Source organism: Streptomyces sp. NPDC002309, assembly GCF_053593375.1.
The window spans coordinates 1-14202 of sequence record NZ_JBSFCI010000043.1; the positions used below are offsets into that span (position 1 = coordinate 1).

General features: G+C 72.0%; 13 protein-coding genes and 1 pseudogene. 9 read left to right on the forward strand and 5 right to left on the reverse strand.

All coding sequences use genetic code 11. The annotated features are described in order from the left end of the window. Nucleotides 1-284: 284 nt before the first annotated feature. On the reverse strand, nucleotides 285-2342 hold the full coding sequence (locus ACWCPM_RS28760; RefSeq protein ID WP_450979173.1) for a DHA2 family efflux MFS transporter permease subunit: 2058 nt from the start codon (nucleotides 2340-2342) through the stop codon (nucleotides 285-287). Between the two features lie 191 nt (nucleotides 2343-2533). Between ACWCPM_RS28760 and ACWCPM_RS28765 the strand changes: the two genes are divergently transcribed. Continuing rightward, the gene (locus tag ACWCPM_RS28765) at nucleotides 2534-3565 is read left to right on the forward strand and encodes a peptidoglycan-binding domain-containing protein (RefSeq protein ID WP_450979174.1); all 1032 of its coding nucleotides are present in this window, start codon (nucleotides 2534-2536) and stop codon (nucleotides 3563-3565) included. Nucleotides 3566-3654: 89 nt separating this feature from the next. On the opposite strand, the gene ACWCPM_RS28770 is transcribed toward ACWCPM_RS28765, so the two are convergent. Further along, a complete protein-coding gene (locus ACWCPM_RS28770; RefSeq protein WP_450979175.1) occupies nucleotides 3655-4314 on the reverse strand; it encodes an HAD-IA family hydrolase in 660 nt (219 codons plus the stop codon). Between the two features lie 547 nt (nucleotides 4315-4861). Then, nucleotides 4862-5443: a TMEM165/GDT1 family protein gene (locus tag ACWCPM_RS28775; protein WP_450979176.1), complete on the reverse strand. Its 582-nt coding sequence runs from the start codon at nucleotides 5441-5443 to the stop codon at nucleotides 4862-4864. Between the two features lie 404 nt (nucleotides 5444-5847). Between ACWCPM_RS28775 and ACWCPM_RS28780 the strand changes: the two genes are divergently transcribed. The 4 genes from ACWCPM_RS28780 to ACWCPM_RS28795 all read left to right on the forward strand — a co-directional run bounded on the left by ACWCPM_RS28780 (nucleotide 5848) and on the right by ACWCPM_RS28795 (nucleotide 11245). Beyond that, nucleotides 5848-6492 (forward strand): HNH endonuclease family protein, encoded by a 645-nt coding sequence (locus ACWCPM_RS28780; protein ID WP_450979177.1) that lies wholly within the window; start codon nucleotides 5848-5850, stop codon nucleotides 6490-6492. 183 nt (nucleotides 6493-6675) lie between these two features. Next, complete coding sequence (locus ACWCPM_RS28785) at nucleotides 6676-8316, forward strand: alkaline phosphatase D family protein (RefSeq protein WP_450979178.1); 1641 nt, start codon at nucleotides 6676-6678, stop codon at nucleotides 8314-8316. Nucleotides 8317-8593: 277 nt separating this feature from the next. Then, entirely contained in the window at nucleotides 8594-10543 is a 1950-nt protein-coding gene (locus ACWCPM_RS28790; protein WP_450979179.1) for an FAD/NAD(P)-binding protein, read from the forward strand. A gap of 93 nt (nucleotides 10544-10636) precedes the next feature. Further along, nucleotides 10637-11245 carry a DedA family protein gene (locus tag ACWCPM_RS28795; RefSeq protein ID WP_450979180.1) on the forward strand — a complete coding sequence of 203 codons (609 nt, stop codon included), beginning with the start codon at nucleotides 10637-10639 and terminating at the stop codon, nucleotides 11243-11245. 131 nt (nucleotides 11246-11376) lie between these two features. Here the strand turns inward: ACWCPM_RS28795 and ACWCPM_RS28800 are convergent, their stop codons facing one another. Then, nucleotides 11377-11607 (reverse strand): DUF2277 domain-containing protein, encoded by a 231-nt coding sequence (locus tag ACWCPM_RS28800; protein WP_450979181.1) that lies wholly within the window; start codon nucleotides 11605-11607, stop codon nucleotides 11377-11379. 151 nt (nucleotides 11608-11758) lie between these two features. Between ACWCPM_RS28800 and ACWCPM_RS28805 the strand changes: the two are divergent. Continuing rightward, nucleotides 11759-11947, forward strand: a pseudogene (locus tag ACWCPM_RS28805) (2-dehydropantoate 2-reductase N-terminal domain-containing protein); the annotation flags it as partial. 46 nt (nucleotides 11948-11993) lie between these two features. Here the strand turns inward: ACWCPM_RS28805 and ACWCPM_RS28810 are convergent. Next, nucleotides 11994-12359: an iron chaperone gene (locus tag ACWCPM_RS28810; RefSeq protein ID WP_450979182.1), complete on the reverse strand. Its 366-nt coding sequence runs from the start codon at nucleotides 12357-12359 to the stop codon at nucleotides 11994-11996. 288 nt (nucleotides 12360-12647) lie between these two features. Between ACWCPM_RS28810 and ACWCPM_RS28815 the strand changes: the two genes are divergently transcribed. The 3 genes from ACWCPM_RS28815 to ACWCPM_RS28825 all read left to right on the forward strand — a co-directional run bounded on the left by ACWCPM_RS28815 (nucleotide 12648) and on the right by ACWCPM_RS28825 (nucleotide 14154). Next, nucleotides 12648-12977 carry a hypothetical protein gene (locus ACWCPM_RS28815; protein WP_450979183.1) on the forward strand — a complete coding sequence of 110 codons (330 nt, stop codon included), beginning with the start codon at nucleotides 12648-12650 and terminating at the stop codon, nucleotides 12975-12977. A gap of 426 nt (nucleotides 12978-13403) precedes the next feature. Beyond that, nucleotides 13404-13835 carry an SMI1/KNR4 family protein gene (locus ACWCPM_RS28820; protein WP_450979184.1) on the forward strand — a complete coding sequence of 144 codons (432 nt, stop codon included), beginning with the start codon at nucleotides 13404-13406 and terminating at the stop codon, nucleotides 13833-13835. A gap of 244 nt (nucleotides 13836-14079) precedes the next feature. Beyond that, the gene (locus ACWCPM_RS28825) at nucleotides 14080-14154 is read left to right on the forward strand and encodes a 50S ribosomal protein bL37 (protein ID WP_099504217.1); all 75 of its coding nucleotides are present in this window, start codon (nucleotides 14080-14082) and stop codon (nucleotides 14152-14154) included. Nucleotides 14155-14202 lie beyond the last annotated feature (48 nt).

The window sequence follows — 14202 nt, forward strand, 5'->3', positions numbered from 1 at the left end:
CCCGTCGGTGAGCTGAACTCCCGCGTCCCCCCCCCGGGACCCGCGGTCGCACGCGGCGGGAAGGGGTCGGGCCGGGGGGTGTCCGCCCGCAGCGGTTGGCGCGTCAACCCGGGCAAGTTGGTAAGTGACCGATTCCGCGCCGTTCCGAGGACGGACACCCCCCGGCCCGACCCCGACGACAACCCCCACCCGAGGCGCGACAGCAACCCCCACCGAACACCCGATGCGCCGCAGGCATGATGACGCGCGCGCCACCACCACGGCACCGGAACCTCACCGGACCCTCAGCGGAACCGAGCCGCGACCGCCCGCACATCATGCGGCTCCTCACGATCCGACCCGCACAACTCCTCGTTCAACTCCCTTACCAACTGCACCAGATCCGTGGGCCGCTCCGGCCCCCACCAGTCGCCGAGCAACTCGGCGAGCGACTCCTCGCGAGCCCTGGCCAGCCGCTCGGCGACCACCCGCCCCTGTTCGGTCAGCACCAGGTCGAGCCCCTCCCGCACGGCAAGCCGCCGTTCCTCGACCTGACGGGCCCCGTCGAGGATCACCCCCAGCGGCACGGTGCTCCGCTCGGCCAGCACTCCCGGCTCCACGCGCCCGTGCCGTTTGATCCGCAGCAGCAGCCAACCGGCCGCGGGCAACAGGTCGTACCCCGCGCGCGCGGAGATCTTCCGGTACACCTCGTGCCGCCCCTCCCGCGTACCGAGCACCGACAACGCCCGGCACACCTCGTCGTACGACGACCGGTGCACCGGATTGCTGGCCAGCGTCTCGGAGACGTCGGGCGCCGTGACCGACATCCGCAGCCGGTCCTCCTTCAGGAACCATGCCAGCACGAACGCGAGGAACGCGACGGGCGCCGCGTACAGGAACACGTCCGTGATGGCGGTGGCGTACGCGTCCAGCGCCTGCCCCCGCAACTCCGGTGGCAGGAGGGCGATCCCCCGCGAGTCGGACCCGAGACTCTCGACGGAGACACCGCGCGGCAGCGTCACGCCCCGGAAGGCGGACGCCAGTTGCTCCCCGAGCCGCCCCGCGAAGACCGACCCGAAGACGGCGACCCCGAACGCCGCCCCGATCGACCGGAAGAAGGTCGCCCCGGACGTGGCGACGCCCAGATCCTCGTACGACACGGCGTTCTGCACGATGAGCACCAGCACCTGCATGACCAGCCCCAGCCCGAGACCGAAGACGAAGAAGGTCGCGCCGATCACCAGGTCGGAGCTGTGCACGTCGAGGTTGTGGAGCAGCAGCAGCCCGAGGGTGGTCACGAACGTCCCCGTGACGGGGAAGACCTTCCAGCGTCCGGTGCGGCTGACGATCTGCCCGGAGCCGGTCGAGGCGATGAGCAGCCCCAGCACCATCGGCAGCATGTGCACACCCGACAGGGTCGGTGAGACCCCCCGCACGACCTGGAGGAACGTCGGCAGGTAGGTCATCGCGCCGAACATCGCGAACCCGATGATCAGACTGATCGCCGCGGTGAGGCTGAACGTCCGGACACGGAAGAGCTTCAGCGGCAGCACCGGCTCGGCCGCCCGCCGCTCGACCGCCACGAACCACACCGCGAGCACGGCGGCCAGCACGAGCAGCCCGACGATCTGCGGGGACCCCCACCCCCAGGTGGTGCCGCCGAGGGAGGCGACCAGTACCAATGAGGTGGCGACGGCGGCGATGAGGAAGGTGCCCAGATAGTCGATGACATGCCGGGCGCGGGTGCGCGGCAGCCGAAGCAGCGAGGCGATCACCACGAGCGCGACGGCCCCGAGGGGCACGTTGATGTAGAAGACCCAGCGCCAGCTCAGCTGCTCGGTGAACACCCCGCCCAGCAGGGGCCCGAGCACACTCGACGCCCCGAAGACCACGCCGAACACCCCCTGGTACCGCCCCCGGTCACGCGGCGGGACCAGATCCCCGACCATCGCCATCGACAACACGATCAGCCCGCCGCCGCCCAGCCCCTGGATTCCGCGGAAGGCGATGAGCTGCGCCATGTCCTGCGCGATCCCGCAGAGCGCGGAGCCGACGAGGAAGATCACGATGGCGATCTGGAACAGCAGCTTCCGTCCGTACTGGTCGCCCAGCTTGCCCCACAGCGGCGTCGCGGCGGTCGCGGCCAGCAGATACGCGGTGACCACCCAGGAGAGATGGTCGAGGCCGCCGAACTCGCTGACGATCGTCGGCAGGGCGGTGGCCACGATCGTCTGGTCGAGAGCGGCCAGCAACATGCCGAGCAGCAGCGCGCCGATCGACACGAGTACGTTCCCGGACACCTGCTCGCGATCCACGGCACCCGGTATCTGAGCGGCCCTGCCGCCATGCGATTCCCCGGTCATGCACACCTCCCGAGGCTGCCTCGTCCGGCCTGCGGTACCTCATCCATCGTGTGCGGTTCGCCCGGTAACGGCCTGTCGAGCCCGAGGAAAAGCCGTCGCCGCGGGCGCGTTTCAGGGGGGCCGCCGACACGACGTACACACAATCTGCATAATCTCTGGGACCACGGAGCCGCGAGGGGAGGGACGGACGCGTGACGAAGCAGAACGAGCACCAGTGCCCGGAGTGCGGAACGCCCAGGGGGGCGGACAACACCCCGGCCTGCGCCTGCGGCGAGCGCGCCGCCGAGGCCCTGCGCGACGCGCGTACGGCGGAACAGGCTGCGGCGGAGGACTTCGACCCGCTGCGCATACGCCCCTATGTAGCACTGCACCCCACACATTCCGCCCCACCCGAGCACCCGGAACCCACCACCCCGGCGGCCCCCGGATCCCCCGAAGCCCTCACCGAACCCGTGGCGGAACCCAGCCTCCCGCACGACCCCCCGGCCCCGACCCCGGCCCCGGCCCCGACCCCCGAATCCCCACAGGCCGCTGAGCCTGAGCCCCCACAAGCCACTGAGCCCCCTCAGGCCCCCGAGCCCCCGCACGGACCCCACCGCGCCGCCCACCCCGGACCCCACCGCGCCCCCCACCCCGGACGCCGCCGCACCATCCTGCTGGCGACCGCCGCGGTCCTCGCGGTCACCGCCACGGCGGGCTTCGCCGGCGGCCTGTTCTCCTACGACCCCCCGGCCCGGGACAGCGCGGCGCCGGAGTCGGTACGGGAGGCGGTCCCGCAGGCCCGCACGACCCCGCCGACCCCCACACCGTCGGCGACGGCACCCTCGGCCGCACCCGCCACGCGGTCCCCGTCCCCGACAGCGGCACCCTCGCCGAGCGCGTCCCCCTCGGCGAGCGCCTCCGCGACGCAGCCCGCTTCACCGACGCCGACCGACCGGCCGTCGTCGCCCACCACCCCCGCCGCGAACTCGCCGACCCCCTCGGACCGCGGCGAGCCGGCGCAGACCCTGAGCCGCGGCGACTCCGGCCCCGAGGTCACGGAGCTCCAGCTCCGCCTGCGCCAGCTGTACCTGTACAACGACGACCCCGACGGCGACTACACGGGAGAAGTCGAGAACGCCGTACGCACCTACCAGTGGGCCCGCGGCATCCGCGGCGACGAACTGGGCGTCTACGGCGAGGAGACCCGGCGGATGCTCGAGTCGGAGACGTCGGAGCCCTGACACGCCCTGGTCGGGGTGCCCGGACGACCCGACGACCCGACGGGCCCCGGCCGCCCACGCCCCGCCTCAGCGGCGGCCGCGACGGCCCCTCACCGGAACGAGACGCGGATCTCCCCGTCCCCGTCGGCCTCGACCCGCACGCCGCTCAGATCCCCCACCAGTACGTCCGGACGATGCACCGAGGCCCGCGGCCCCACCCCGACCACCCGCATTCCCGCGGCGCGCCCCGCCGCGATCCCCGCGCCGGAGTCCTCGAAGACCAGACAGTCCCGCGGAGCCACGCCCAGCTCGGCAGCCCCCTTCAGGAACCCCTCGGGATCGGGCTTGCTCGCGCCCACGGACTCGGCGGTCACCCGCACGTCCGGCAGCGCCAGCCCCGCCGCGGCCATCCGCGCCGTGGAGAGCGCCACGTCCGCCGAGGTCACCAGGGCATGCGGCAGCCCCCGCAGCGACGCCAGGAAGTCCTTCGCGCCGGCGATCTCGACGACCCCGTCCATGTCGGCGGTCTCCTCCGCGAGCATCCGCGCGTTGTCCGCCAGGTTCCGCTCCATCGGCCGGTCCGGCAGCAGCACGGCCATCGACGCGAACCCCTGCCGCCCGTGGACGACCTTCATGACCTCGTCCCCGTCCAGCCCGTGCCGCTCGGCCCACCGGCGCCAGATGCGCTCCACGACGGCGTCGGAGTTGACCAGGGTGCCGTCCATGTCGAGCAGGAGGGCGCGGGCGGTGAGCACGGTCGAGGCCGTCATCGGCAGCTCCATCACGAGGGAGAAGGGCGGCGGCGAAGGCCGCCGAGGCCCGGGAACGAGGTGCCCCCGGGGGGGGGACAAGGCGGCCCCGCCCGCCGGTCAGGGAAAACGGGCGGGAGCCACTTTGTTTCTTCACGGTACAAAACAAGCCGCCCGATCGCCAGCGCGCCGGCCAAGCCTTCACCTGCCGTTCAGCTCGACCCGCCCCAGCTCAGCCCCAGCCCCGGCCCGTCCCAGTCCTCCCCAGAACCCGGCTCGACCAGCCCAGCCCTGCCCGTCCCAGCCCACCCCAGAACCCGGCTCGACCAGCCCAGCTCCGCCCGTCCCAGCCCACCCCAGAACCCGGCTCGACCAGCCCAGCTCCGCCCGTCCCAGTCCACCCCAGAACCCGGCTCGACCAGCCCAGCTCGCCCAGCCCGCCCGCCCCAGAACCCAGCTCGACCCAGCCCCAGCCCGCCCCAGAGCCCGACTCAACCCAGCCCTGCTCGACCCAGCCCCAGAACGACCCAGAGCCCAGCTCGGCGCAGCCCGCCCCACCCCGCCCGGCTCAGCCGGTGACCGCCTCCCAAAGGCTCCACACCCCGAGCCCCAGCATCAGCAGCGCCGCGACCTTCGTGATCAGACCCAGCGGCACCCGCTTCATCAGCGCCTTGCCACCGACGATGCCCAGCCCGGCCACCGCCCAGAGCGCCAGCACCGCACCGAGGCCGACGGACAGCGGGTCGTCGTACCGGGCGGCGAGGTTCGCCGTCATGATCTGCGTGAGGTCACCGAACTCGGCGACCAGGATCAGCATGAAACCTGCCCCGGAAACCTTCCAGAAGGACTGGTCCTCCGGCTTGCGGATCTCCTCCTCACCGTCGCCCTTCCTGAGCAGCAGCACCGCCGCGCCACCGAGGAAGAGCACGCCGGTGAGCGCGTGCACCAACTGCTGCGGCAGCAGCGTCAGCACGCTGCCGGCCGCGACGGCGAGCACGACATGCAGCGCGAAGGCCGCCGCGACGCCGGCGAAGACGTACGAGGCGCGATAGCGGGTGCCCAGGACGAGGCCGGCGAGCGCGGTCTTGTCGGGCAGTTCGGCGAGGAAGACGACGCCGAAGACGAGCGCCGTGACGGTCAGGCTGATCAAGATTCCTCAATCGGTCGGGGCCACCGGCCGAGAGTCGTGGCGGAACATCCATGAGACCTCGGCACGGCAGCACACGGCACCCGCGCCATGGGGCACGGGTGTGCACTGCTTGCCGAAGGTCTCGCCGGCCGGCCTCGTCATGAGACCCGCCTCCGGGCGCCGGCCCAGTCCCTCAGGGGCTGAGCAGTATGTCGACGGTCCGGCGAAGGGCTACTCCCCCTCTGCGCCCCCCATGGTACGCGACGGCCCCACCGGCCCCAGGGGCGGAGAAGTCCCGCCCCTGAATCCAGCCGTGTCATGAACGCGACACCAACCTCTCACCGAACGCACACCCGTTCGCCACGCGACAGCGGCAGCATTCCCTCGCCCGCACGCCAACACCCCCACAAACCAAGGGAGTTCGCATGCCCAGGTTCTACGCGCGTCGACGGCTGAGCACACTGGCGGCGATCACCGCCCTCGCCGCCTCCGCGGCCCTGTTCAGCGCCCCCACCGCCTCCGCCGCGCTGCCCACCCCGGTCAGTGGCGCCACCGCCCGCTCCTACCTCGCCCAGCTCACCGTGGCCTCCGAGGACCGCACCGGATACAACCGCGACCTCTTCCCGCACTGGATCACCCAGTCCGGCGCCTGCAACACCCGTGAGACCGTCCTCAAGCGCGACGGCTCGGGCGTCGTCACCGACTCCTCCTGCGCCGCCACCAGCGGCAGCTGGTACTCCCCGTACGACGGCGCGACCTGGTCCGCGGCCGCCGACGTCGACATCGACCACCTCGTCCCGCTCGCCGAGGCATGGGACTCCGGCGCCGACGGCTGGACGACCTCCCGCCGCCAGTCCTTCGCCAACGATCTGACCCGCCCGCAGCTCATCGCGGTCACCGACAACGTCAACCAGTCCAAGGGCGACCAGGACCCGGCCACCTGGATGCCGTCGCGCACCGCCTACCGCTGCACCTACGTGCGCGCCTGGGTCCAGGTGAAGTACTACTACGGACTCTCGGTCGACTCGGCCGAGAAGAACGCGCTCACCAGCTATCTGGCCCCCTGCTGACGAGCTGCCCGACCTCCCGCTGACGCGCCCGGCCCCCGGCTGGTCCGACGTGTGACTTTTCTCGCGCGGAACCTCCCCGCCGGCCTCCGTCGTTCCGTACCGTACGGGGCGACGGAGGAGGCCGGCCGCACGGGCGCAGAGCGCCCCGTCGGCGGGCCGACCAGAGAGAAGGCGGACCATCACGTGGCGTCACTGCGCCTGGGACCACTGCTGAGATACGTCGACGGCCGGGCGGCGACCGTCTGGGTCGAGGCGAGCCGACCGTGCACCGCCGAGGTGCGCTGCGCCGACGGCGCCCACGGCACCGCCCGCACCTTCCAGGTCGCGGGCCATCACTACGCCCTCGTGCCGGTGACGGGCCTGACGGCCGGGACGACGACGGCGTACGAGGTGCTGCTCGACGGCACCCGCGTGTGGCCGCTGCCCGACTCCCCGTTCCCGCCCTCGGTGATCCGCGCCGGGTATGTGGCCGACACCGTCCGGGTCGCCTTCGGCTCCTGCCGCTGGGCCGCGCCCCCGGCCGACGGGAAGGACCCGGTCGGCCCCGACGCCCTGGACACCCTCGCCGCCCGCATGGCGTCCGACCCCGAGGCCCCTCGGCCGGACGTCCTGCTGCTCCTCGGCGACCAGGTCTACGCCGACGAGACCTCGGCGGCCACCCGGCGCAGGCTGGCCACCCGCCGCGACCTGAAGGAACCACCGGGCAGCGGCGTGGCGGACTACGAGGAGTACACCCAGCTCTACTACGAGTCCTGGCTCGACCCCGAGGTGCGCTGGCTGCTGTCCACCGTGCCCAGCTGCATGATCTTCGACGACCACGATGTCATCGACGACTGGAACACCTCCGCCGCCTGGCTCGCCGACATGCGCGCCACCCACTGGTGGCAGGAGCGGGTGCTGAGCGGCCTGATGTCGTACTGGGTCCACCAGCACCTCGGCAACCTCTCACCGGACGAGCTGGCCACCGACGCCCTCTACGCGGCCGTACGGGACACCCCGGACGCCACCGACCTCCTGCGCGCCTTCGCCGCCAAGGCCGACGCCGATCCGACGACCGCGCGATGGAGCTACCGGCGGGACTTCGGACGCGTCCGGCTGCTGATGGTGGACAGCCGCGCGGCCCGCGTCCTGACGGAGGGCAGCCGCGCGATGCTCGACGCCGGTGAGCAGGAGTGGCTGCGCACCGAGGCGCTGGCCGAGCCGGGATCGTACGACCACCTCCTGATCGGCACCTCCCTGCCCTGGCTGCTGCCGCACCTGGTGCACGACGCCGAGGGCTGGAACGCGGCGCTGTGCCGGGGCGAGAAGGGCGAACACTGGGCGCGCTGGGGCGAGAAGATGCGGCGCGCGGCCGACCTGGAGCACTGGTCGGCCTTCCCGGAGTCCTTCGAGGCACTGGCGGCGCTGATCGCCGAGGCGGGCTCGGGGGACACGGCGCCGGCGACGGTGTGCGTGCTGTCGGGGGACGTGCACCACGCGTACGTGGCCGAACCGACATGGCCCTCCGGCGGTCCGGACGCGCGCGTGCTCCAGCTCACCTGCTCTCCCGTGCACAACTCCATCCCGCTGCCGATCCGGCTCGGCTTCCGCTTCGGCTGGAGCGGCGTCGCACGCTTCCTGGGCCGCCGGATCGCGGGCCACGGCAAGGTGCCGCAGCCGCCGATCGACTGGCGGTGCACGAGCGGACCCTGGTTCGGCAACCAGCTCATGACGCTGACGTTGAGGGGGCGTTCGGCGCGGCTGCTGCTGGAACACACCGAACAGGACGGACAGGGCGGAGCGCGACTCGCGACCGTGGAGGAGTCGGTTCTGACCACCTCATGAGGTACATCCGGGACCTGTGGGACCCGCGTTGGCTTCTGGTGTTCGCGACGGCATGATGAGGCGGACCGTCCGCTTCCCCCGGACGGTCCACCCCGCACTGCGCCCCACATGCCCGGGAGTCACCGCTTTGTCTGCACCGGCCGCGGAATCCATACCGGAATCCATCACGGAGTCCATACCGGAATCCACGTCGGAGCCCTCCGCGCCGGAGCTTTGCGTGCCGGAGCCCTCCGTACCGGGGCCCTCCGTACCGGAGCCCTCCCTGCCGGGGCTTTGCGTGCCGGAGCCCTCCTTCTCGGAGGCCGCGCGCGGGACTTCGCCGAAGGGACCCGCGCCGGCGCGGACCGGGTCCGCGCCCGCGCCCCTCGCCGTCGCCCTCGTCGGTGCCGGGCCGCGCGGCACCAGCGTCGTGGAGCGCCTGTGCGCCTCGGCCGCCGAACTCCTCCCGCCCGGCACACCGCTGACGGTGCACGTGATCGACCCGGCACCGCCCGGCCCCGGACGCGTCTGGCGCACCACCCAGTCCGCCGAGCTGCTGATGAACACGGTCGCCTCGCAGGTGACGCTGTTCACGGACGAGAGCGTGGACTGCTCGGGGCCGATCCGTCCGGGCCCGAGCCTGCACGAGTGGGCGAGCGGCGAACTCGGTCCCGACGACTACCCGACCCGGGCGCAGTACGGCCGTTACCTGGAGTGGGTGTTCGCGCGGACGGCGCGTCAGGCGCCGCCCGGGGTGCGCGTGGAGACCCACGCGGCCCGCGCGGTCCGGCTCGACGACGGCCCCGACGGCCTCCAGGTCCTCGCCCTGGACGACGGCGCACCGCTGACCGGTCTCGCGGCCGTCGTCCTCGCGCAGGGCCATCTGCCGACGGCTCCGGACGCCGAGGAGCGGCGACAGGCGTCGTACGCCGACCGCAACGGCCTGCGATACGTCCCGCCCGCCAATCCGGCCGACGTCGACCTGACCGCGCTCTCCCCCGGGGAACCGGTACTGCTGCGCGGCCTGGGCCTGAACTTCTTCGATCACATGGCCCTGCTGACCACCGGCCGCGGCGGCCGGTTCGACCGCACCGAGGAGGGACTGCGCTACGTCCCCTCCGGCGACGAGCCCCGCCTGTACGCCGGCTCCCGGCGCGGCGTGCCGTACCAGGCGCGCGGCGACAACGCCAAAGGTCCCCACGGGCGTCACGAGCCCCTAGTGCTCACCCCCGAGGTCATCGCGGGCTTCCGCAAACGCGCGGACTCGGGGGACGCGCCGGACTTCCTGGCGGAGGTCTGGCCGCTGGTGGCGAAGGAGGTCGAGACCGTCCACTACGCCACGCTGCTGGACGGTTCACGCGACTTCACCGAGCGCTGTCTCGCCGTTCCTCATGGCGATCCCCGGGAGGCGCGCCTGCTCGACGAGTTCGGGATACCGGTCACCGAACGCTGGTCGTGGGAGCGGATCTCCCGGCCGTACGCGGAGCGGACGTTCGACGGACCCGGCTCCTGGCGGGACTGGCTCCTGGCGTATCTGCGCGAGGACGCCGCGCAGGCGGCCCTGGGCAATGTGCGCGGGCCGCTGAAGGCCGCCCTCGACGTGCTGCGCGACCTGCGCAACGAGATCCGGCTGATCGTCGACCACGCCGGGCTGACGGGCGGGTCCCGCCGGGACCACCTGGACCGCTGGTACACCCCGCTCAACGCCTTCCTCTCCATCGGACCGCCCCGGCGCCGCATCGAGGAACTGACCGCGCTGATGACGGCCGGCGTGGTGGAGGTGCTCGGGCCGCGGGTGCAGGTGCGGTGCGCGGACGGGGCATGGGTGGCGCACTCGCCCGACGTGCCGGGCTCGGCGGTGCGGGCGACGACCCTCATAGAGGCCCGGCTCCCCGAACCCGACCTGCGGCGCACCGCCGACGAGTTGCTCGACCGCCTCCTGGCGAGCGGGCAGTGCCGGCCCCACACGGTCGACGGATACGAGACGGGCGGCCTGGACGTGACCCGACGGCCGTACCACCTGATCGACCGTCAAGGCGTCCCGCATGCGCGGCGGTTCGCGATCGGAGTGCCCACGGAGGGCGTGCACTGGGTGACGGCGGCGGGGGCACGGCCCGGGGTGGACTCGGTGACGTTGTCGGACACGGACGCGGTGGCGCGGGCGGTGCTGCGGGTGGCGGCGGAGACAGGCGGCGGCGTGACCGCCGATCCCGGGCGAACCGGACGCCACCGCTCGGTCTCCGTGTGAACATTCGGTATCGAACACACAAGCCCCCCGTGAACCCCTTGTCACACCCCCCGCGTACCCTGTGATGCTCACGGGGGATGACGGGGAGTCACGGTGCTGGAGAGTGTGGGGTCGCTGACGGCCAGTCCATGGATCTACGCCGTGGTGGCGGCGTCGGTCCTGCTCGACGTGTTCGTCCCGGTGCTGCCGAGCGGAGTCCTGGTCATCATGGCGGCGATGGCCGCGGCCGCCGGCTCCGGCGCGGCCACCGGCCGTCGTGTCCCGGCCGACGTCCCCGACATCCTGCTCCTGACGCTCTGCGCCACCACCGCGTCCGTGCTGGGGGACCTGGTCGCCTATCGCCTCGCCTGGAACGGCGGCGCCCGCCTGGACCGCGCGCTGGCCCGCTCGCCCCGCCTCAGCACCGCGCGGAAACGTCTCGGCACGGCACTGGCCCGAGGGGGCGGCGCCCTGGTCGTACTGGCCCGCTTCGCACCCGCCGGCCGCTCGGTGGTCTCGCTGGGCGCGGGCGCCGCCCGCCGCCGCCCCCGGGAGTTCGTCCCCTGGTCGGCCCTGGCGGGTCTGTCCTGGGCCATCTACAGCGTCGCCCTCGGCTACTTCGGCGGCCACTGGCTGGGAGCGACCTGGCTGGCCACCGGCGTGTCCGTGCTCGCGCTGCTCGGGGCGGGGGCCGCGGCCACCTACCTCGTGCGACGGGCCTGACAGTCCCCGGCCACCGGCCCGCCCCGCCGCCGGACCACCTAGAACTCACGGCGCCGGACCAGCGGGAACACCGCGCCGGACCAACTCCCCACCCGGCAGACGGGCCACCCCGGCCCCTCCGCCCCGGATGGCTACCCGGCCTGGCGGGTCGGCCGGCCTCGGACCTCCAGGTCGGCCAGGAGTTCGGCCGTGGCCTCGGCGATCGCGTCGACGGCCCGGTCGAAGACCTCGCGATTATGGGCGGCGGGTGCCCGGAAGCCGGACACCTTCCGCACGTACTGCAAGGCGGCGGCCCGGATGTCCTCCTCGGTCGCCTCCTCGGGCAGTACGGGCGGACGGAGCGTCTTGATGCTGCGGCACATGGCTCCAGTCTCACCCCGCCCCCACCCGTATGTCTCACACCCGCCGCGGATTCCAGGTCGCGGACGGCGCTACCGGCGTTCCCGCCCGCCTGTCATGAGCGCCCCCTTGGCGGCCACCGGCCCCGGTGCCGATCACGAGAGGAACCAGTCCATGGCACACGACTCCACGGCGCACGACCCCAGCACACACGACCCCACGGCGCACGACGAACTCACCGTCGCCGTACTGGGCCCCGGCGGCGTGGGGGGTCTGCTCGCCGCGCTGCTCGCCCGCGCCGGGCACCGGGTGATCTGCCTGGCCGGCGACAGCACGGCCGACGCCCTGCGCACCACCGGCATCTTCCAGCGCCCACCGCCCAGCCCGGCGCCCACCGCCCGGTGACCGCTCAGCAGACCTGACCGGGCCCGGCCGCGGTGGCCTTCAGCAGATCGCGCACCAGGTCGAAGTCGATCAGCTCGGGCTTGCGGAAGCGCAGACAGCCCTTGCCCATGTCGTGCCCGGCCAGCCGCTCCTCGAAGGCCTCGCGGACGTCGCCGCGCATCAGATAGAAGGAGATGTACTGCTTCTGGCTGGCGAAGGCGATCTCCGCCGTGCCGTCCCGTTCGTAGGCGGGCATCCCGTACGCCATCACCTCACGGAACCCGGACAACTCCCCCCGGCACAGCGCCCGCAGCCGGCCGAGCGCCTCCCGGCGCTCCTCCGGCACCTCGGCGAGATACGTGTCGACGTCTTCGGCCTTGCTCTGCACCATGAGCCCGAGCCTACCCAGAGGCGGTCCCCTCCACATGGGCGCGGACTTCACCGCGCCCGCCCTGCCGGCGGCGGTCCGCGCGACCTGGTCGACCACCTGGCGGGCCCGATGAACCTCTCCCGCGAACATCTGAGAACCGAACCGGCCGCCTTCACAGCGAGGACCCCGGCCGAAGGTTGACCACAAACCCGCAGGTCAGATCCCCTCACCTGCAACGCGTACACCCGTTCGCATGAACCGCCCCAACTCACTCGCCCCATAAAATCGAACAGGCGTACCATTGCGGCCGTGGCGACGACCTTCGACTTTCCTAGCGACCTCCGCGCCGGCCAGGAGGAGCTGCACCAGGTCCGGGCCGAGCTGTCCGCCCTGCTGAAGCGGCTCCCCTGGTCGGTCGAGCCCCTGGACGGCTTCAGCGACGCCGGTGGCTGGCGCAAGATCGAACGCCCCGCCTCCCCCGGCTGGTCGGACGACGAACAGGCCGAGGTCGAGAAGCTCCGCCGCCGCGAACGCGAACTCGCGATCTTCGTCACCACCCACCGTTACTGGTCGGACGTGACGGCCCAGGACCGCGTGGACGCACGCGCCGACCTGAAGCACCTCAGAAACCCGACATGAGGCCACCCGACCGGACACCCCCGCACACCGAGCACGCCACCTGCCGCGCCCACACCCACACAGCGTCCGCCTACCAAGTCGCCCGGCAATACTTAAACCGGCCAACTGGCATGATCTCGCCGGCAGAGGGCGAATGTGGACGTCATAGAACTGATGAAGTGGCTGGCTGAGCGAGGGTGCTCGGTGGTCTTCAAGGCCGACGGCGAGCGCTCGCGGGGGCATCGCTGGATGGTGATCGTCTCTGGCGGTGCCATGGGAACGGAGTCGTTCTTCCGAGCCGATCTGGCGTCCGCCGATGCATGCCTTGAGGCCACACTGGCCCACTTGGAGAGCAAAGGGATTTCACCGTTCACCTAAGGGTGAGCCGCCCTCGCCGAGGTCTCCCCGGCTGACCACTCAGCTCGTCCTTCGACCTAAGCTGCGCCGATGTGGAAAAAGACCGCCGCCAAGGCCTCGCCCGACGTTGAGTTCAGCGAGCCTGTCGACGCGACTGCTGTCTCCCAGGCGGAGCGGCTCCTTGACCGGAGTCTGCCACCGCAGCTGACAGGTCTGCTCATGGAGACCGACGGGATGGTCGATGAGTACGGGATCGACGTCGTGTGGTCCTTGGATCGGATCGTCGAGCAGAACCTGCTGTTCTGGTCCGCCGACGCATTCTCCGGCCTGTATATGTCCTTCGATCCACTGCTGTTCTTCGGCGACAACGGCGGAGGCGACCAGTTCGCATTCGTGCTCACACCTGAGCGCCCGGACATCTTCGTCTGGGACCACGAGAATGACAGCCGACTATGGGCGGCACGCGAGCTGGAGGACTACCTGCGCTGCTCCCTCACGAGCGACGGCGACTGGTGGCGGTAGCCGCTTGATGGCGCTTCGGCCTTGTCGTCCCCGTTCAGGACGACGGCGTATGCGGACAGCCGCGGAGCTGGACAGATGTTGGCCTCGCGTGCGAATCGTCGGACCATTTCAGGGAGACAGTGCCCGGAGGTGCTCTGAGGGACGTCTGCCGTGGTCGTGCGGGCTACGACCGCTGATGCGTACACCCCGCCCGTAAATCTAGACTGACGAAGAACGAAAAGTCCCGATAAGGGAGATATGCATCATGGCCAAGCGAGGCAACAAGCGACGCGGCCGCAAGAAGAAGAAGGCCAACCACGGCAAGCGTCCCAACGCCTGAGCCGACCGAGCGCACCACCGAGGGCGAGACTGAAGAAGCCCACGGCTC